Raw genomic sequence first — 21,657 nt, forward strand, 5'->3', positions numbered from 1 at the left:
GGCAATTAATAAGGATTTCTTATAAATCCGGTTTCATCAATCGTGAGGTAAATAAAAAATCAATAGCTCTAACAATATAAGTAAAACCATGATTAGTCGCTATGTATCTTGAATGGATATTTTTTAATTTACGTTTTAAAAAAGACTTAATTATACCACAGTAATTTGACAAAAAACGAATTCTAATTAAAGCCTTACGAATTCTAGAATTATATCTTTTAAAAAAAATTAAGCAGTTACTTTTACACAAAATAGCCAACCTCAAAAATGTCTGTTATGAAAAATGTTGCCATAATCATTATTCTATTACAAAGTTTTCAAGGCATTAATGCGCAAAATGTTTTTACCAAAACTCAGGAGTTTTTGGTAAAAACAAAAATTATGGATCAGGAAAAAGAACACCCCTCATACGTTATTGACCTGATCAGTTCGGGAGAGGATACTAATACCATATCTACTCTTACCATTGAAGACACAGAACTTTTTGAGGATATATTTATATCTGCCTTAGAGAACCCCGGATTAGAGGGGGTCTCTAAGGTTATTAAAATGGAAATTGAATATCTTGCCTGTTGTGCTCATGTAGAAGCATTTTACTACATGATAAAAGATGATCTTTCGGTTGTTGCATTACCTCAACTTAAAAACGTATACTGCGAAAACTCAGATACAGACTACCAATACATTTTTCCAAATCAAGAGTATGGCATAAAGGGTAATATACTGGAAACACAAACATTTTACAAAGGAGAAACTACAGATATTAAATATGTAAGCTTAAAACAAAGCTTCCTTTGGAAAGATAAAATTATTAAAGAATTAAATACAACCGCTATAACATCTTATTAAAAATAACTATTAACACTTACTCAATTTAATAAGCAAAAAGGGGGAATCTTTTGTTTATTATACCGACCCGCTTCAAAAAGCGGTGTCGGTTTTTTTACAATCAACAACCTCGGGGTAAGTATATGAGGCACACGCTTCTCATAAATATATCTTGTTTTTGAAGCAAACCTTGGGGAATCAAACCGTTGTTGAGGGTTTAAAGCCAATACCTGTTTAACTTCGAAATCATGTGTATAGAAATTGAATTTATTAGTGTTATTTCAAAGTTAAAGTGGTATTACATATCAAACAAAAACAGGTTTGATTATATTTGCTACTAACTCGATAATTCTTTCTGTGAACACGACACGCAATATTATTCTTCAGTTTTTTTTCTTGATATCAGGTTTTATCAGTCCTTTATTAGCTCAAAACAATCAGCTTAGAGCATACACTTTAGAAGATGGATTACCACAATCACAAGTATATGATATTATACAAGATGAAACAGGGTATTTATGGTTGGGGACTCAGGGAGGAGGGCTATGCAGATTTAATGGAGAAGAATTTAAAATATGGAATGAAAATGATGGACTTCAATCCAATTACATTCACTCTCTTGCGTTTGTAAGTGATAGTCTTTTTATAGGTACCAAAAGCGGGCTTAGTATAAAGACCAAAAATAAATTTACCAATATCAACGGTCCCAGAATCAATAAAATATGTCAAATTAAAAACAAAATCTATCTGGCTACCAATATAGGGGTTTATGAATATCGAAAAAACAGGGGGTTAATAAAAATCAATCTTAACCCCAAAATCAATACCAGTGTTATCAATGATATTACTTTTGACAATAAACTATTTTGGATAGTAACAAACAAAGGTCTTTGGAAACTAAACAACATTCAAAAAGATGCCAGTATTATAGAAAGGCATAGTCCTTTTGATTTTACTGCTGCAATATTTTATAACAACAAAATTTTTGCAGCTTCTTTTGATCACGGTATTTTAGTTTTAAATACCAATGCAAAAACATACGGTAATCGTTGGATAAAAAAAGTTACAAGAGTTACCAATATATCCAAACACAACAATAACGAATTATGGTTTGCAACAGATAATGATGGTATTACAATTATAGACTCTGAGTTATATGAGCAGAAAAAGAAGATTGACCGAAACAATGGCCTAGGTGTCTCTCATATTAGAAAAACCATTATGGATCGCCAATCTAATATTTGGATTGCCACCTCTGGTGGAGGTTTTTACAAATATTTTCAGAATAATTTTACGCATTACGATCAAAATAATGGATTAAAAGGTAATCATGTGTATGCAGTACACAGTATAAAAAATGATATCTGGGCATCTAATCCTGAGATAGGTTTAATAAAAATCGATTCGCTGGGGATTATTCATCATATACCTCAGGATGAGCGTATATCTGAGGTGAAAATCAAAACTATCACCAGCGATACTTTTGGAAACATTTGGGCAGGAACCGATGGCAAAGGAATCCTTTTTAAGCAAATTAAACAAGTAACAGACAGTATAATTACCGATACCATTACAGATAGTAACAGGTTAAATGAAGATCCGGTTGTAATGACCGATACTATTACAAAAACAACTTACAAAAACCATATAATCGATACCGATAAAGGGTTACCGTCTGATTGGATAAGAACCATACAGGTGGTAAATAACACTATATGGGTTGCATCCTACTCTAGTGGCATATCCAGATTCAAATACAATCCCAAAAAACAAACTCTTATATCCTTAAAAAAATTTACAAGAAAAGATGGTATAGAAGACTTACAGATCAGAGATATGAAACAAGATTATGATGGTACTATTTGGTACGCCACTCAAAATGGCCATCTGGGATATATCAAAGACAATAAAGTTACTCATCTGGGCAATGTTTTAAATCAAAAAACCGCAATAAGCACTCTGCTCTTTCATAAAAACACTATCTATATAGGTACAGCAGGGCGAGGAATCTGGTGGTCTCCTTTAAATGGAGATATTAAGTTTAAGAAATTAAAAGGCAGAAAAAGACCATATTCTGATAATATTTATCAAATGATTTTTGATAGTAACAATAATTTATGGGCAGGAAGCGAAAGAGGAGTCGACAAAATTGAGTTAAACCAATCCAATGTCATTGTTGATATTTTTCATTTTGGAAGGAATGATGGTTTTTTAGGAATGGAAACCAGTCTTAATGCCATCGATAAAGACAAAGAAGGTAACCTCTGGTTTGGTGCCATATATGGTTTAACCAAATATCAACCAACAGGAATAACCAAAACTACCGTAAAACCCGAATTATATTTTGAAGATGTAGAAGTAGCATATAGCAGCGTTGATTCTATTCAACTTAGCACTTGGGTAAATAATAAAAAAGTTTTAAAACTTACCCCAAAGCAAACCGAATTATCCTTTAGTTATAAAACGGTAGATTTGGATCACCCAAATGATGTACAATACCGATGGAGATTAAATAGTTCTGCGTGGAGCCCATGGTCACCAGACAACAAACAAAATCTTGCCGGACTAGCTTATGGAGCTCATTATTTTTCTGCACAATCCCGTAACTATCGATGGGAAGAAAGCGATATAATCACTTTTCGGTTTTTTATTGACAGCCCTGTTTATGAAAAACTTTGGTTTCAATTAACTGTAATAGGTCTTATTATTTTAATAACAGGTGGGTACGGTTTTTCATATATACGCAGGGTAAAACAAAAAAACAAAGTAGAACAAGAGCGCCTGCAAATGCAAAACCACTTACTCTCTTTAGAACAAAAAGCACTACGTTTACAAATGAACCCTCATTTTATTTTTAACGCTCTTAATGGTATAAAAGCAATGGGAACCAGTAATCCTATTCGTATGAATACCACAATCAATACTTTTGCTACCTTATTAAGAGAAACCCTATACAACTCCAGAAAAGATTATATTACTTTGGGCCAGGAAATGCAAACTTTAAAACACTATATAGAGATAGAACAATTAATGGCCAGTAAGCCATTTATATATGATATATCTATTGAATCTGATTATGACCCTGAAGAAATTCTTATCCCGCCAATGCTAATACAGCCATTTGTTGAAAATGCAGTAAGACATGGTATTCTTAAAGGAACCCGGGATGGAGAGCTAAAAATACAGTTTCATACTACAGAAGAGTTTTTGCATTGTACCATACTGGATAACGGTCAAGGGATTTTTCAATCTCAAAAAAACAAAGCAAAAACAGATCATCAATCCATGGCACTTACAGTAACCAGAGAGCGGCTCGAATCTATTTCGGGAAAAGACTCTTTGATTATAAAAGAAATACAGAATGGCAACTCTGTTACCGGAACCCAAATTTCATTTAAAATACCATTACTAACCGACTATTAAAACTATTATGCTTACAGCTATTATTGTAGAGGATATGCCAGATGCATTGCAACTCTTAAAAAGTGATTTAAAAAACAATCATCCAGAAATAAAGATAGTAAACACTGCACAAAGTGTAGTCGAAGCCGCAAAAGCTTTGCGTGCTACCCAGCCAGATATTCTGTTTTTGGATATTATGTTGGGAGATGGCACAGGATTTGACATTTTGGAAATATTTCCGGATTTAAAATCCAAAATTATTTTTGTTACAGCAAGTGATGAATTTGCCATTCGAGCTTTTAAATTTGCAGCCATAGATTATGTTCTAAAACCATACTCTAATGAAGAACTGGCACAAGCCATTGGCAGAGCAAAGCAACAAATCCAACCCAACAAAGAACGTTTAAACATCCTTAAAGACACCTTATCTGCCCCGGGGCAAAAACCAGATAAAATATCTCTGCATACTCTGGATAAAATCATTATCGTTAACCTTGATGATATCATTAGATGTGAGTCTGATAGCAATAACACTATTTTTTACTTAAAAGACGAGCAAAAAATATTTGTTACCAAGACACTAAAATACTTTGCAGATATGCTTAAAAGCTATCAATTTTTGCGAGTACACCAAAGTCACTTAGTTAACCTACAATGCATTAGTGCTTTTATAAAAACCGATGGCGGGTATCTTATGTTAAAAAATGGAGAAAACATACCTGTATCTGTCAGAAAAAAAATTGAAGTAATGGAAATCCTGGATCGACTGCACCGATAAAAAATAGTCGTATTACAATATCCTTCTGGTTATAAGTCCAAAGAACAGAAAAAATGTTTTTCTGATCGTCTATATAAAATTACCATTCATCTACACTAAAATAAGTTTCGACGAAAGAAATAATAAACTCATTTATAAAAAGATCATCTTTATTATTGTTAAAGAACAATTTTTAACTTAATTTAATTATCTGAAATAATGAGCTTAAATTTTTTATTAATCGATGATGATGAAATAGAACGACTGAAATTTGCAAGAGTTCTGCAAAAAAATAATTACCCCCACAACATTATAGAAGCCAGAAATGGCGAAGAAGCTTTAGACAAATTAGCCCAAAAAGAACAGCTGCCAGATTTAATTTTTCTGGATCTTAATATGCCAAAAATGAATGGCCTGGAATTTTTAAGAGAGCTAAAGTCCAATGCAGATTTACGGTATATCCCTGTAATAATATTAAGCACCTCTAATAACCTTCAAGACCTTAAGGAAGCATATAAAACAGGAGCTGCAGGATATATAGTAAAACCTTTAAAATATGAGGATTATGTATACAAAATAAAGTGTTTGATCGAGTATTGGAGTATTAATGAAATTTTTAAAGTATAAAAAACATAACCTTAAAGCAGATAATACCTAAATCATTGTTGAATGGATAATTTTTAACCAACCATAAAAAAAACGCTAACAAATAAACCTATAACCAACTTATTATATGAAAGGTATTGTATTTACAGAATTTTTAGAACTAGTTGAAGACAAATTTGGGTTAGAAGTAGTAGACAAAATTATTCAACAATCTAATCTACCATCACAAGGAGCATATACTGCAATAGGAACGTATGATTTTTCTGAAATGTTGAGACTTCTAAAACACCTTAGTGAACACACACAATTAAGTATCGATGACCTGCTCCTTGCCTATTCTGAGCATTTTTTTAATGTATTGGTCAATAGTTACCCCGATTTGGTAAGCCAATATAGCGATCCACTCGAAATGTTATCCTCTGTAGAAAACCATATTCATGTCGAGGTTCGAAAAATATACCCAGACGCAGAGCTTCCTACTTTTGAAATTCTGGAAAAAACAGATTCTAAGCTGGTTATGATCTATAAATCCAGTAGAGCTATGTATAGCTTTGGGCTTGGATTAATGCACAAAACTTTTGAGCATTTTAATACTACCGCAGATATTACTCTAAAAAAATTAAAACCTGATGGAACAGAAGTAAAATTTAGTATTATAATAACAAATGAGTAATGTAGACCCCGAAATATTTAAAAGAGCACTATTAAGAGAAAAAACGGCAAGAAAACATGCCGAAAAAATCCTGGAAGACAAATCCAGAGAACTCTATCTGCTTACCCTAGAACTACAACAAGCCAATCAAAAACTTGAAGATCTGATAGGTAAAAAAGAATCTACTTTACAAGGGGTTTTTGATAATTTGGTCGATGCCTATGTACTTATAGATATATCCGGAAATGTTTTGGAAATGAACCATGCTGCAAACAAATTATTTGGGTATGATATCACCAAAGAAGAACTAAACGTTGTAAAACTTATCTATAAAGAAGACTATCAATATGCAATACAATCCTTTCAGCAACTAATTGATAAAGGTTCATTTATAGATTACCAAGCCAGAGTGTATACAAAAAATAATGGTGTTAGAAATGTACATATAAACGCTAGTATTATTAAAGATAAAAATGGTATTCCTATTGGAGCACAAGGTATTGTAACAGATATAACCAATGAGTTGGAGCAAAAACGAATTTTTGAAGAACAAAAAAAACAACTTTCTGCAATTGTTGATAACTCTTCATTAGGAATTGCACTTACCCAATTCGGGAAAATATTACAAACCAATAAAGCGTTTCAAAACTTATTGGGACATACAGAAGAAGAATTATTAAAAAAAGAAGTTATAGATCTCTCTATAAAAGATGAATACATCATCTCTTCTAATTATACAAAAAAAATGATTGCAGGAGAAATTGACACTTTTTCTGTAAACAAAAGATATAAAAAAAAGGACGGTACTTTTTTTTGGGCAAAAACCAATGTTGCCGCAGTACGTAACCCAGATGGAAGCATCAAATATCAAGTTGCTTTAATCGAAGACATTACAGAGCAGTTAAAGTCTGAAAAACAAAAGGAGCAGCTTCTGGAAAATCTGGAAAGAACTAATCAGGACCTTAAAGATTATGCACATATCGTTTCGCACGATCTAAAATCCCCATTAAGAAACATCTATGCCCTTGTAAATTGGATCAAAGAGGATTACAGTTCTGCTTTTGATAAAATTGGGCTAACTCATCTTGCTATGATCGAAAAAACACTAGAAAAGATGGAAACATTAATAAATGATATCCTTAGTTATTCTAGTGTAAGTAATAAAGACGAGTTACAAAGCAATAAAATAGATCTTAATATACTTATAGATGAAATTAAAAATGTAATTCTTATACCACAAAACACCATAGTTAGCATAAAAAATAAACTTCCCGTTATTAACGGGGATTCAACCAGGATACAACAACTTTTTCAAAACCTTATAGGAAACGCAGTAATCTATATGGATAAACAAAATGGAACCGTAGAAATTGATTATGAGGATAAAAAGAGCCACTACCAGTTTAGCATAAAAGATAATGGTGTAGGAATAAAAAAAGAATATCACGACAAAATATTTAAAATGTTCGAATCTGTGGGGGATAATAAAAACTCATCGGGTATAGGGCTTGCAATAGTAAAAAAAATCATAGCCATATATGAAGGAGATATATGGTTAGAAAGCACTCCGGGTATTGGCACCACATTTTACTTCACACTAAAAAAACAATGATATGAGGTTTCAACAATTTGAAAAGAAAAAAAACCAGGAATGGTCTTGCCTAACTGGTGCAGATTTAAAACTACAAAAACCTTTGGTTTTAGTTTTCGGAAATCGATATGCGCTGGAGGCTCCGGAAATTTATATCGAGGTTAAAAAACTTTTTCCTGATGGCGAAATTGTTTTTGGCTCTACCGCCGGAGAGATAATTGGCAATCAGGTTTTAGAGGATTCTATAACCATTACTGCAATAGAGTTCGAAAAAAGTAATTATGTCATATTTCGAGAAAACAGCTTAGAGCATAATAAAGATGCTGTATTGTTGGGAAACAAACTTATCCAAAAAATCCCAAAAGAAGGGCTAAAACATATTGTTATTATATCTGAAGGGAGTTTTATAAACGGTTCTGCTCTAATCGAAGGCTTAGAAACCGGGGTTAACAATGTAGCTATAACAGGTGGTCTGTGCGGCGATGATTCCAGGTTTGAAAAGACTATATCAAGTTATAATGAAAACCCAAAAGAAGGCGAAGTCCTATTAATTGCTTTTTATGGAGAATCTCTGGAAATTAGTTTTGCACAATATGGTGGCTGGACCCCTTTTGGTCCGGAACGTATTATTACAAAATCGCATCAAAATATTTTGTACGAACTAGATAATCAACCTGCTTTGGACTTATATAAAAAATACTTGGGAGGCAAAGTAGCAGAGCTTCCAAAATCTGCTTTATTGTATCCTCTTAGCGTAAAAACAAAAAACAAAAAAGAATCTATTGTTAGAACAATTTTAGCCATAGATGAACAAACTAATACAATGACACTTGCCGGGGATGTCCCCGAAGGATCTGTTGTACAATTAATGATGGCAAATATAGATCATATTGTAGACGGGGCCATACAAGCTGCACAAATAGGAATGAAAAACAGAAAAAACAAACCAGAATTTGCTCTGCTAGTAAGTTGTATTGGCAGAAAGTTAGTGATGGATCAGCGTGTAGAAGAAGAAATAGAAGAGGTAATAGAAACAATAGGCTCACAAGCTGTAATAGGTGGTTTTTATTCGTATGGAGAACTTGCCCCTTTTACAGGAAACATAAATTGCGAATTACATAATCAAACCATGACATTAACCTTATTTAGTGAATAGCATGCATTCTTTACTCGAAAGACAAATAAGAAAGTTTTTGAAAAAAAGCTCGATACCCCCAAAAAGTATTGAAAGCTTTATCCATGCTATCGACAGATCCTATTATAATTATGAAGATCAATTTAATATGCTGCAAAGAGCAATGTCTATTAGCTCCCAAGAGTTATTTGAAGCAAGTCAAAAACTAAAAAAAGAAGCCGAGCATCAAAAAAAAGTGATTGCCAGCCTTACCGACGCTACTCAAATTTTACAATCCATAACTATTAAAAGACCAAAAGGAAGTAACCAAAATAAAGAACTTACAGGAATTGAGTTGGCAAAACTTATTGAACAACAAGCTTTGCAGATTTCTGAAATTGAAAAACAACAAAATATATTACTTAAAAACTTAGAAAAAAGAAACAAAGAACTTAACGAATATGCAAATATAGTTTCTCATGATTTAAAATCCCCACTACGTAATATAGATACCCTTATCCACTGGATTAAAGAAGATACCAAAGGTGAAATAGAAACCCCTGTTAAAAACAATCTTGAACTAATTCAACAAAATATCCAACGAATGGATGATCTTATCAATGGGGTTTTAGAATATTCTGTGATTGATAATGTATCCAGAACACCAGAAACAAACGTAGATATAAATATTTTGACAACAGAAATCCTGTCTTCATTACAACTGCCCGAAAACATTACAATTACTATTCCTTACACTCTTCCAATCATAAAATCCGACCCTGTAAAAATACAAAAAATATTTCAAAACCTTATCAACAACGCGATACAAGCTATGAACAAAGATAAAGGAGAAATAGGTATTGAATACGAAGAAAAATTAAACTTTTGGGAATTTAGGATCAAAGATAACGGAGTTGGGATTGCAAAAAAATATCATGACAAAATATTTCAGATATTTCAAACATTAGATGACCAAAAAAAATCTACTGGTATTGGTTTATCTATTGTAAAAAAAGTAGTCGAGTTTTACAACGGCAAAATATGGATGGAGTCTCAACAAGGAATCGGAAGTGTTTTTTACTTCACCTTAAAAAAATAAAAATATGAGTGAATCCCCAAATCTAACATATATTAAAGAATTAGCAGACGGCTCTATAGCATTTGAACAAAAGTTGATTGCCATTATAAAACGGGAATTTTTGAAAGAAAAAAACGAGTTCCTTGATAACTATAATATAATGGCATATAGTAAAACCGCAGAAAACGTTCATAAAATAAAATACAAAATTGGACTGCTTGGTTTTGAAACAGGATATCAAATTGCTATGGATTTTGAAGAAGAACTAAAAGACAATAATCCATCTTTATATCCCAAATTTATATTAATTTTAGAATCTACAGAACACTTTCTTAAAACCATTTAAAGCCAACCTACTATGAATTGTATTATTATAGATGATGAAGAAACCGCAAGAATTATCCTGCAACAACTTTGTTTGCAAGTAGAGTCCCTTAATGTTATTCAGGATTTTCCAAATGCAATTCAAGCAATTAAATTTTTAAACAAAGAGCAGGTGGATCTTATTTTTTTAGATATCCACATGCCAGATTTTACAGGTTTTGATTTTATAGACAGCTTAAAAAACCCTCCTAAGGTAATATTAACCACCTCAGACAAAAACTTTGCCCTAGAGGCTTTTGAATATGATTGCATTATTGATTATATAATAAAACCCATAACCATACCCAGATTTCTTAAAGCTATTCAAAAAGCAAATAATACACCTATAGTTTCTGCAAAGAAAGAAACCTATACAGAATCTCCCTTAAATATACCCACCGAAGAAAAGGAGCTATATATTAATATAGACAGAAGGTTGATTAAAATTAATATCCCTACCATTAATATAATCGAAGCAAGAGGAGACTACATTTTTATCAAAACCGAACAACAAAACTATACTGTGCACTCTACCCTAAAAAAGATTGAAGAAAAACTACCCGAAGATCTTTTTCTAAAAGTACATCGCTCGTATATTATAAATATCAAAAAAATCATTGATATTGAAGACAACAGTGTATTAATTGCCAAAGATGTAATACCTGTTAGCCGCTCTAAAAGACCAGAATTAATGAAACGATTAAATATGTTATAACCATTAAAAATGACATTTTTAAATTAACAAAAAGATTTCAAACTCTTCAATAAAGTAAACTTTAATCTCTTTATTTACAAAACCATACAAATCTTATAGTCTTTAGATCTCAATTCGATCTAAGAAAATTTATATCTGTCTGATCTTCTATAAAAAATAGTCCTTCAACAAAACTCGGTAGAACTATCAACGACAAGTAAATTTTTAATCAAAAACTTTGTCATCTTTAACTTGTCAAAAGAGCGACAAAAACCATTCGTCTACAACTAACTTCCTTCTATCTAATATCTTACAAAAAAATAATAATCTAGAGTACCTTTAAGTATCTGAAAAAAAACTAAAAAAGCTACTACTATGAAAAGATTAATTACCCTTTTGGTTGTGCTAACTACGATATATACAAATGCCCAGCAGGCTTTTGATTGTGATAATGGTACCTTTTATCAAGTTATATCCGGGGTAATGAAGGCATACGACCCTATAACAGGATCCTATTCTGAAGACTTACATACCTACGCTGCTTATAATGCTGGTGGATATAATGTTGAAGACAATTATTTGTATGCTATAAAAAACAGCGACAAACATCTATTAAGAATCGCCAAAGATATGGTAGTAGACCTTGGTGCAGTAGCCCCAAGTGGTACTACCGCATTTGGAGGAGGTTATGCTGCAGATGTAGATGCAGATGGTAACCTGTGGGTTTTTCAGAATAATACCAAAAACGCTTTTCATAAAATAACCAATTTAAAAGATTATGATGGTTCCTCTTCACCAGTTTTTGAAGTAGTCTTTGCAGATCAGGCATCCCCTAGTACTTGTGCTGATATAGCGTATATTAATGGTTCTTTTTATGGGGGGAGCCGAGGAAATTTATACAAATGGGATCTATCCTCAGGCACACCCGTTTTTTCTAGTAAAACAGTAACTAATTTGCCTAGCGGTACTTTTGGAGCTGCTTATACAGATGCAAATAATCGTTTGTATTTATCCGATAATAACGGAGGGCTATACTTAATAAACGACTACCAAAGCGCAACACCAACCGCTACTCTGCTTAATCTTACCGAAACCACAAACTCTAATGATGGTTTTAAATGTGCCAATGGTGTTTCGCCTTTAGATAAAGATCAGGATGGGATTTTAGACTCTATGGATGCAGATGCAGATGGGGACGGAATCCCAAATACCGTAGAGTGCAACGGTAATGACCCCTATGGCGATGACGATGGCGATGGTTTATACAACTACCTAGATAATGATACCAGTGGTAATGGTGATAATGTAGTACAAGATGCGTATGACAGAGATAAAGATGGTAACCCCGATTTTTTAGATATCGATGCAGATAACGATGGGATTTATGATATTACAGAAGCAGGACAAGGAGCTGTAGACACCAATAACGATGGGGTATTTAATGCCCTGGACGCTAATTACGCAGACACCGATAATGATGGTATTGCAGATACTTTTGATGCCGACCAAACCGGTAGCACTTTTGTGCCAAACGACACCGATAACGATTCTATATATGACTGCTATGATACAGACTCAGACAATGATGGAATCGTTGATATTATTGAAGGCCAATATAGTAACTCTTATCAAAAATTATCTAATACAGATCAGGATACCGATGGCTTGGATGATGCTTTTGATCCCGATTTTGGAGGAACCACAAACGGCAAGGTAGATACCGATACCGATGGTCTTTATGACCACTTAGACGTAGATTCTGATAATGACGGCATATTAGATACTACAGAAGCTTATGATAGCGATGGTGACGGGGTAGCAGAAACTACTGCATCTGGTATCGATAACGATGCCGATGGACTAGATGATAATTTTGATTTAAGAAAAAGTAGTTTTGATCCAGAAAACGGCGGACAAACACCAGACAGTTTTCCTTTACCAGTGATTTGTGACCGATATAACTATCTTGGAGAATTCACCCAGGATGGGACACCATTATATTTTGATGAAAAAGATATCATTACCCAAGCAACCTTAGACAGTATACACAATGCTTTGCCAGAAGGATACCCCGTTCCCGATTTTAATCCACACTATATCTCTTCTGGGTATGACACCGATGTGGTAGTACAAGAACAAACCGATATTTGGGTAACCTTTGTAGGAGAAGGTGCAGGATACAAAAATACTTTAGGGTTTTATACCTACGATATAAATAACCCATCCCCATCCATGCCCACACCAGAGGATATTACCATTATTTTCCCTAATGTATCTGCCGTTGGTAGTGGTGGTGGATTACAAGTAGGAGATAAAGTAAAAATAGGTACGTTTCCTCCTAATACAGGGATAGGATGGGTATTACTGGCAAATGCATGGGCAGATAGTTGTGTAGGAACAGGATACTGGCAATTACATTCTAATCCCGATTATAATCCAGAGACTGACCCTTCCTTACGATACCATAATGTATTACTATCCGATCCCGATAACGAAAGAATCATACTAGGATTTGAAGACATCCGAAGAGACTATCCATCTTGTGATCAGGATTTTAACGATGCCCTGTTCTATATTACAGCAAACTCATATACCGCAATGGTAACCGATAATTATGCACATATAGATAGTGCAACCGATGTTACTTCGGCTAATAATGGTGGTTTAGAAAGTAATGGAGATTTAGCCAGCTTAATTGCCAAACGCAACTTTTACAGAACAAAAACAAATGCAGTATATAATACCAAAAGTTCACAAAAAAGATTTACACCTGATTTAAAATCGTATAGATCTGCTAATGGCGAAGATTTAAGCATATATTTTCCTAAAACAGGAGTATTTGGTACAGAATCCACCTACGTATCCAGTCCGGAAGACCTGCTGGGTATAACCAATGCAAAAGCAGTATTTTCTGTAGACTACTATAAAGCAAGCCAAAGAGTAGCAGCAGCGCTCGCTACCCAAACAAAAGGATCTGTGTATGACCACTCCAAAACAATATGCGATCGGTTAAATGGCTCTAAATTATTAGATGTGCGAACCGTAGATATTAAAAACCATACCATAGTAAGTACCAGAATAGAAAGAGCTACAGGAGAGATAGAGTATGCACTAACATTTTCAATCAAAAAAGGAGAAGCAGAAAATGAAATCTATAGTTTGTGGAACATTGGGCAATACCCCGAAGGAGATTATACCAACTTTCAGGTATGGGGTGGATCTGTATCGCAGGTAGCAAATATTGCCAATCATATACTAGATTCTTTTATCGCCAACAAACCCTTAAGAAGCCATAAAGTAAACCAAAGAGTACCTTCTGTTTTTGTAGAAAAAGGAAGCTATGCCAACGGAAAACTTACCCTAAATCTTATAAATAAATTTGGAGCAAACCACATCACGTTTAATGGTAATATCAGAAAAACAGAATTGTCTCCTGAAGAAAATAAGATACAAACCGTATCCCTATCGGGAGCCTATAACGAGCAAATAACTATAAACACAGGATACCTTTTTGATATCGGGTTTTCTATTACCGCAGCAAACTCCCCGCAATTAGATGCATTATATCTGGCAGATGGCCCTTGGGGTATAGACTATCTGGAGCAAGGAGTGCAAATAGATACCTTTGCAGTAACCGCGCAAGATAAAGAAGCGATAGAAAACACCTATACTATAGAGCGTAATGCTGTAGTACAAGGTAACGTAAAAGAAACTATAAATTTGTTTAGAAATATCCTTGCAGGAGAGCTTACTTTGGATGTATCTAAGTACGACGCCGTACAGTTTACCATGCAAGCAGATAGAGATATCGAAGTAATTTTGGTTACCGAAGACCTTACCGATTGGAACAACAGACTTAGATACAAAATAGAAAAAAACGAAGATAAAAAAACATATACAATTGTATTTTCTGACTTTACAAATAACGAGGATACAAAAAAAAACCTGGGAAAAATAAGAAGCATTGTGTTTTCTGTACAAGGAGACTACCAAAATTTTGCACCCTTTTACCTAGAGGTATCTGACCTTGTATTTACCAGAGAGCAAACAACCGATAATGACTCTGATTCTGAAACGGATTCTGAAACAGAAACAGAAACAAATACCGAAACAGAAGGAAATACAGAAGTTACAGAAGAAGAAATTGCTATCGCAGAAAATGAAGAAATCCCCAATACAAAACTTAGAAACTACCCTAATCCTTTTAGCGCTTCGACCACCATTTATGTACCTGGCAAGCACGAAGTTTTAGAAATAATAGTAGTAGATCGGGTAGGAAGAACAGTTAGACAACAAAACAGGATTTTAGATAAAAACACCCTAACCTTTGAAACCAAAAACCTAACTCCGGGTATATACTTTTATATCCTAAAAGAAAACAACAAGCAAAAATACAAAGGTCGTTTTGTAATACAATAATCACAAAAAATAAATACCTTCAGGGTTTGGGTAATAGCGAGGATACTTTAATAGGTGTATCCCCGCTATTTTAATTACACACTTTGTGTCTTAAGTGTCTTTATTTTATTAAATTCTTTGTCATACTAAGCCGAAGTGCTTTTAATTTACGATTTCTAATGTTTTCGACAGCCTCTTATTGACAACTCAAAACTTAACTAAACGACTTACTACACTAGGTCGAAACTCTCAAAGCTCACCCTTCTAGAACCTCATCCTTTCAGGAGCCTCAGGGTTATAGAACCAGAGAGCTGAGGTTCTCGAAACTCACCCTTCGAGCGCTTCGGGATTTGTTTATTATGCTGAGTAAAATTGAATTGACCCCGGGATTGTGGCTAAGATTCCTGAAACCCAAACCCCTGAATAAACTTAGGGCTTAATAAAAATAAAAGGCTTTTCTTGGTTTTGATAGTGTGGTTAGAGTTGTTATTTTTTTAAGCGTATCCAATTTTAAAAAAAAACAAATCAATAACTCCTAAGTCAATACATAAACTATACTTTCAAAAAAAATACATTTTGTTTTTAAGGCAAATCCCAGAAAACAAAAACCCTTGGTCAGAGATTCAATTTCCTTTACGATAATTTCATATAAGAGTAATCATACTGCTTTAATTCTTGGATACCCCTTTTATATATCAAAGTACATGTAATCATAACTTATTTGATCAAAAACTATTCATCGATATAAAAATATTGTCAAAACGACAGAAAAACACTACTCATCGTAAATTACTGAAAACCAACCAAAATTAAACTAATTTAAGGTATGAAAAGATAAAAACACTTGTTCAAAAAAAAAAAAATAAACCTAATACCCCTTACCATGAAAAACCTAATAAAAATCATCATCGCGTTTATATCTGTATCCTGTACTATAGACAACCACGCACCTTTAAATGACGAACTTATATTTATTGAAAATCCAGAAAAAACTTTAGTTGTAGACATCATTTATGTGCTGCCATCTAATAACCATGATAAGTCTATATACAATCTGGACGAGTCTAATTATATTAAAAATCTAAATGGCTTTTACTTTCATAAACATAATATTGGACTCATTCTTGGAGAATCCAGGATTATCATAAATGATGATTTATATGATTTAAAAGACAACAGAGGAAATGAGTCTAAAGTTTTTATGAATGAAACCAACGAATCTTTCAAATCAGACCGATTGAATATCTATATAATAAAGAGGTCTAATATTATTGCAATAGCCGGTATGGGAACATCACAAAGAGCTTTGATAACAGATGAATTCTTAAACGAATCAACAAGCCCTCACGAAATCGGACATGCATTAGGTTTGGGACACCTGGAAAAAGAGGGAAACATAATGTGTCGAAGCAAACCCCACTTAAGAAAAGAGTTCACCAACGATCAGATCAACACATTGAAAAGAAAAATTACAGCAATCAACAAATAGTATAAATTTAAGTTTGCGCCTGACTAAAATGGCGCAAGAAATAAAAGTAGTTACATATAGTTGATTGGCAACTATTTTTTTTAGGCTATAAGTAAAAAGCTAAATCCCCAAATCACAGCCTGCTACCTTTGATGGTCTCGCTTCCGTACGATATAGGTATAAACACTCTGCCCACAAGCAATTGACAGCAATAAATAACGGCAGACAATAAAATAGAAATTAGTATAGTTTGCTCCTCTACTATTACAGTTGTAATACAGTGTTTTAAATACCCCAAACTTCCATGATATGCATCTGTATGTTCTAAATCACTAATGTATTCGAATATCAAAAAAGACAAAATCAGTATCCCGTAAAATACGAGTAGTACAAAAAAATGTTTTTTGTAGTTTTTTATTTTATAAATCATAAAAGGAGCCACCCACGAAACAACAAATGCAGAAATAAGATAGATAAAATTAAAATATATGGGAATCCTGATAGAAAAAAAATAGTCAATTCTTTCAGTAATTAAGTCATGTACAACCATAAACGTTCCTATAATAGAAGCGCTTAAAATACTACTAGTAATATGAAACTTAATGATATCTTTCATCAATAAAAAAATATATGCCGCCTTTATATATGTAGTTTATGTCTTTATATGATATATCTGTTATAGCCATCGATCATTCCTAAATCCTTCTTTTCTCTTCTGAGCTATGCAAAGAAGAAGATTTTCTGGTTGCCTGATCTCAAATTCTGGATTTGAATAAAAAAAATAATTTTGCTCCCTCTTCAGATACATGCAACAAAAGGCAATAATACACTGATTCTTATCCATTTTTTTAGTTCCTGTTACTGAAAAATACATTCATTTTGTATTGGATACATTTATAGTATCTAAACTAGGTAAATTACGGCTCTTTGCTTTGTGGTAAAACCATGAATTTTATGCATGAATACTATCAAAACAGATGGCAACAAGAACAATATAACACTCACAATAAATGACTTACAATATTTTTTTCATGACATCTCTGCCTTGTATTTTTTTTTTGCACTCTCCATCCAACATAAGTATATCTGGTTTCGGATTACAAACAACTCCCTATATATAACTGATTACAAAAACACTAACATCTCCTACAAAGTGTCATCCACATTTAAACCCATATTTTAAAATCAATTAGACATAGTTACATCTTCGTTCTTTTGCAACTCTTGTATTTTTTTATCAAAAACAGGTTTGGACAAAAAGTACCATTTTAACTGAAAACCAAGTTCTGTATATTCAAAACCAGCTGCTGTAGCAGAAGCTATATTACTATATTTACCATATAGGTTTGCCTTAAATCGCTCTGAAAATTGATATCCAAATTTTCCTTCTGCTCTAAAAGTTGAAGATCCCGGGTCTTCTTCTACAAATTGTCTACCCAAAGCTGCACTAGCATTATAAAACCATTTTTTTTCGGCATCACTAACAATCTCCAAAAATATCTCTCCCAAATTAAATTGTCCGGGGCTAAAATAAATTACAGGTACTTGCTCTTTAAAGGATAAATATTGATAATTTACACCTCCTTTTATAATAGGTTTTTGTAAAAAAGTATAGTATAAAGATGAAAACAATAGATTTCTTACGTTATCATCGGTCTGCGGGGTATATATATACTGTGTATACCAACCTAAATTAAAATTGGTACTAAGATTATAATTCAAAAAGTAATTATTCATTACAATCTCTCTATTTAATAAATCTGCATTAAAATTTTGTAACTCTCTCTTGTATCCTATATCCAGATTTTGAAGTTTAAATGGTTTCGTCTTCAGTATTATCTCTGCCAGCATTTCTGTATAATCTGTTGTAAATGCATTTGCATTGGTAATACCCACCTTAGATTGTAACGAGAGCTTACCATTAAATTTATACATCAATCCCAACCAAAAATCATTTGATGTAGCTTCGTTTTTGCTTATCGTATTTTTTGTTGTTCTATACTCATATTGAAACTCTGTAGTAAGTTTTGCTGATAAAGGAATTTCTGATTTTAGATTTATCATAAAGGCTTCATTATCCCCATTATCAAAAGTAAATGCTGTTTTTTCTTCGATAAAAGGGGTATGAGACTTTTTTAAAGTCTTTATCAATTTTTCTGCATCTTGTTGTTTTGGATAATATTGTAATGTTTTAAAAGCATACACATAAGATTTCATATCCTCTCCTACTGCCCTATATGCATTTGCGATTCCTAAATTACCATCAAAAGAACTTTTGTCTTTCTCTAATATAGAAGTATAACTTTCCAGACTTGTTTTAAAGTTACTGGTATACATACCATGTGTTGCCTGCAAAGCAGATATCCTATTATTAGAGTACTCTAATTGTAATTTGTTAATTTCATTATTTGCTGTCTTAAATTTTCTGTTCCATAACAATGCTTGTATATATCGCTCTTGTGTAGACAGATAAAGGTTTTTATTATCTTTAAAATCCACTACTTTTTCTTTAGCGGTACTTGCTATTTTCAGTGCTTTTTTTTCTTTATTTTTTTTATGGGCAACCAAAGCTTTACCATTTAAAGATATTATACTATCCTCTTTGTTTATCGCTAAATCCGTATACACTTTTTCTGCTTCTTCCAAATTATTGGTAACTAAATAAATAGTAGCTTTATTTAGAAATGTGTCTTTATCCTTAGGAAAATCTATAAGGTTTTGATCCAGTAACTCTATAGCTTCTTTATATTTTTTGTCTTGTACCAATATATTGGCATACCCCAAACGAATATATTTTCGGGATAACAAAGCATTTGGGTTTCCTTTTTGCAGTACCAGTGCTTCATTCACTATTTCTAATGCTTTTTTATACTTTTTGAGATTAGATAATGTGTTGGCATATCCTAGTACAGCAGGAAAACTTGTGCTATCCTCCTGAATTAATGATTCATAAAAATTTTCTGCATCTGTAAACTGTTTATCCCAAAGTAGTGCTTCGGCATAGTTTAACTTAATTTCAAAATCATTTGGGTAATCTTTTTTTAACGCTGTAAAAATAGATACTGCTTTTTCTGAATCCCCTAATAAACCCACCGACCTGCCATAGCACAAAAGAGCGGTTCTATTTGTAGGATATTGCTCTAAAATGATGTTGAAAAAAGATTTTGCTTTATCATACTTTCCCGTTTCGAGATAACCAAAACCTTCCTGCATATCCTGCGCAGATAAAAAGGAAAGCGGAAAAAGAAATAAAAAACTTAAAAAAAAGGGTTTTAAGAACATTGTTTTGTGTAATAACAGGTTAATATTGTTAAAGCTAAGAATAACAAAAACAACAGCAATCAAAAACCCTCTAAGTTTTATTAAAATTATATTTTTAATTTTCTTTTATTTAAGAAATCTTGATGTTTTTAACATAACTTTATATAATTATTACTGAAAATAGAAAAAAAAAGCTCTTTTTTAACATTATTTTTCCTAAAAAAACCCTTTTATTTATTAACATTTGTAGTATTTAACCTTCTTTTTTTAACAAAAAAGTGTTAAATTTTTATTTAAAAACACATAATTATCGACAAAATACACAATTTTAGTCCCTTCGTAAATATTTTGAGGTTTTACCGTAATGAAATCTCGAAAACAGATGTTAATTTTACATACAGTTGATAATTAACATTTATATAGTTAATTCTACAAAAAGTAAATTCGTCAAAATGTGAGATAGTCTTCAAAAATCCCCAGAAGAATGTTGAACATATTTTTAAAGATAAAAAGCCTAAAAAAAATAAAGAGGCTGCTCTTAAAAACCAATACTTCTATTACCCCGGAAGTATGCCCCAAAATCTAAAAAAAAATGACGAAAACTACAGGAATTATTATTCCATGCTATAATGAATATTATAGACTGGATAAAGAAAAGTTTTGCGACTTTTTAAACCAAAAAACAAATTACCACTTTTGTTTTGTTAATGACGGAAGTTCTGATAACACTTTAAAAATGCTACTTGAACTTAGAGAGTTCAACCCAAAAAAAATATCGGTAATCGATCTGGAAGATAACCAAGGCAAAGCTACCGCAGTACAAACAGGAGCTAATTATCTTGCCGGTTTGGATTGTATCGATAATATTGCCTTTTTGGATGCCGACCTGTCCACATCATTAGAAGAAATGGACAACTTAGTAACCAAATTAAACAGCAACCCTAAGCTAACCATGGTTTTTGGATCCAGAAAAACAGAAGATTCTAATAATATTGAAAGAACCATAGCCAGAAAAATATTATCCAATTTTGTAGGGTTCTTTATTCAGTTTATTCTTCAACTTCCTATTAAAGACACGCAGTGCGGAGCTAAAGTATTTAAGAAAAGTATTATCAAAAATGTATATAGCCAACGATTTATTAGCAGATGGTTATTTGATATCGAAATTTTTCTTCGCTTAAAAAAACATATAGGGATTAAAAACCTGTTAAACTCTATTAGCGAAGAGCCATTGGATAGTTGGATCGAAGTAGAAGGTTCTAAAATAACTTTAAAAGACTCTTTTCTCATCCCAATTAACTTATTAATGATCTGGTTTAACTATTTCAAAATCAGAACTCATACTAAAAATGCCTCGGATATTTTTAACCTTAAAATAAATGACTATATGATAAGATAACTACTTTCTTTAAAAAAACAATTCAAAAAACATACTCTAACTACCA

At 32.6% G+C, this 21,657-nt stretch carries 15 protein-coding genes; 13 read left to right on the forward strand and 2 right to left on the reverse strand.

Going from position 1 to position 21,657, the window contains the following annotated elements:
- Positions 1-276: 276 nt before the first annotated feature.
- The 12 genes from ACZIYX_RS09335 to ACZIYX_RS09390 all read left to right on the forward strand — a co-directional run bounded on the left by ACZIYX_RS09335 (position 277) and on the right by ACZIYX_RS09390 (position 16,972).
- Positions 277-849: a hypothetical protein gene (locus ACZIYX_RS09335; protein WP_462681956.1), complete on the forward strand. Its 573-nt coding sequence runs from the start codon at positions 277-279 to the stop codon at positions 847-849.
- A gap of 336 nt (positions 850-1,185) precedes the next feature.
- A complete protein-coding gene (locus tag ACZIYX_RS09340) occupies positions 1,186-4,251 on the forward strand; it encodes a sensor histidine kinase (protein WP_462681957.1) in 3,066 nt (1,021 codons plus the stop codon).
- Between the two features lie 7 nt (positions 4,252-4,258).
- The gene (locus ACZIYX_RS09345) at positions 4,259-5,008 is read left to right on the forward strand and encodes a LytR/AlgR family response regulator transcription factor (protein ID WP_462681958.1); all 750 of its coding nucleotides are present in this window, start codon (positions 4,259-4,261) and stop codon (positions 5,006-5,008) included.
- Between the two features lie 198 nt (positions 5,009-5,206).
- Positions 5,207-5,614: a response regulator gene (locus ACZIYX_RS09350; protein WP_462681959.1), complete on the forward strand. Its 408-nt coding sequence runs from the start codon at positions 5,207-5,209 to the stop codon at positions 5,612-5,614.
- Between the two features lie 106 nt (positions 5,615-5,720).
- A complete protein-coding gene (locus tag ACZIYX_RS09355; RefSeq protein ID WP_462681960.1) occupies positions 5,721-6,266 on the forward strand; it encodes a heme NO-binding domain-containing protein in 546 nt (181 codons plus the stop codon).
- Positions 6,259-7,857 carry a sensor histidine kinase gene (locus ACZIYX_RS09360; protein ID WP_462681961.1) on the forward strand — a complete coding sequence of 533 codons (1,599 nt, stop codon included), beginning with the start codon at positions 6,259-6,261 and terminating at the stop codon, positions 7,855-7,857. The genes ACZIYX_RS09355 and ACZIYX_RS09360 overlap by 8 nt, the downstream gene beginning before the upstream one ends.
- A gap of 1 nt (position 7,858) precedes the next feature.
- The gene (locus tag ACZIYX_RS09365; protein WP_462681962.1) at positions 7,859-8,992 is read left to right on the forward strand and encodes an FIST signal transduction protein; all 1,134 of its coding nucleotides are present in this window, start codon (positions 7,859-7,861) and stop codon (positions 8,990-8,992) included.
- A 37-nt stretch (positions 8,993-9,029) separates the two neighbouring features.
- The gene (locus ACZIYX_RS09370) at positions 9,030-10,049 is read left to right on the forward strand and encodes a sensor histidine kinase (protein ID WP_462681963.1); all 1,020 of its coding nucleotides are present in this window, start codon (positions 9,030-9,032) and stop codon (positions 10,047-10,049) included.
- Between the two features lie 4 nt (positions 10,050-10,053).
- Entirely contained in the window at positions 10,054-10,374 is a 321-nt protein-coding gene (locus ACZIYX_RS09375) for an Hpt domain-containing protein (RefSeq protein WP_462681964.1), read from the forward strand.
- Between the two features lie 12 nt (positions 10,375-10,386).
- The gene (locus tag ACZIYX_RS09380; RefSeq protein WP_462681965.1) at positions 10,387-11,106 is read left to right on the forward strand and encodes a LytR/AlgR family response regulator transcription factor; all 720 of its coding nucleotides are present in this window, start codon (positions 10,387-10,389) and stop codon (positions 11,104-11,106) included.
- A gap of 354 nt (positions 11,107-11,460) precedes the next feature.
- Complete coding sequence (locus ACZIYX_RS09385) at positions 11,461-15,504, forward strand: DUF6923 family protein (protein WP_462681966.1); 4,044 nt, start codon at positions 11,461-11,463, stop codon at positions 15,502-15,504.
- Positions 15,505-16,366: 862 nt separating this feature from the next.
- Positions 16,367-16,972, forward strand: a complete 606-nt coding sequence (locus ACZIYX_RS09390; protein WP_462681967.1) for a hypothetical protein — start codon at positions 16,367-16,369, stop codon at positions 16,970-16,972.
- Positions 16,973-17,084: 112 nt separating this feature from the next.
- Here ACZIYX_RS09390 and ACZIYX_RS09395 read toward each other — a convergent pair whose 3' ends face one another.
- Both ACZIYX_RS09395 and ACZIYX_RS09400 read right to left on the reverse strand, forming a co-directional pair.
- Positions 17,085-17,567 carry a hypothetical protein gene (locus ACZIYX_RS09395; protein ID WP_462681968.1) on the reverse strand — a complete coding sequence of 161 codons (483 nt, stop codon included), beginning with the start codon at positions 17,565-17,567 and terminating at the stop codon, positions 17,085-17,087.
- A 569-nt stretch (positions 17,568-18,136) separates the two neighbouring features.
- Entirely contained in the window at positions 18,137-20,233 is a 2,097-nt protein-coding gene (locus ACZIYX_RS09400) for a tetratricopeptide repeat protein (protein ID WP_462681969.1), read from the reverse strand.
- 571 nt (positions 20,234-20,804) lie between these two features.
- Here ACZIYX_RS09400 and ACZIYX_RS09405 point away from each other — a divergent pair.
- A complete protein-coding gene (locus tag ACZIYX_RS09405; RefSeq protein WP_462681970.1) occupies positions 20,805-21,611 on the forward strand; it encodes a glycosyltransferase in 807 nt (268 codons plus the stop codon).
- The last annotated feature ends 46 nt before the right edge of the window (positions 21,612-21,657 follow it).

It is taken from the genome of Aquimarina sp., from assembly GCF_977115655.1.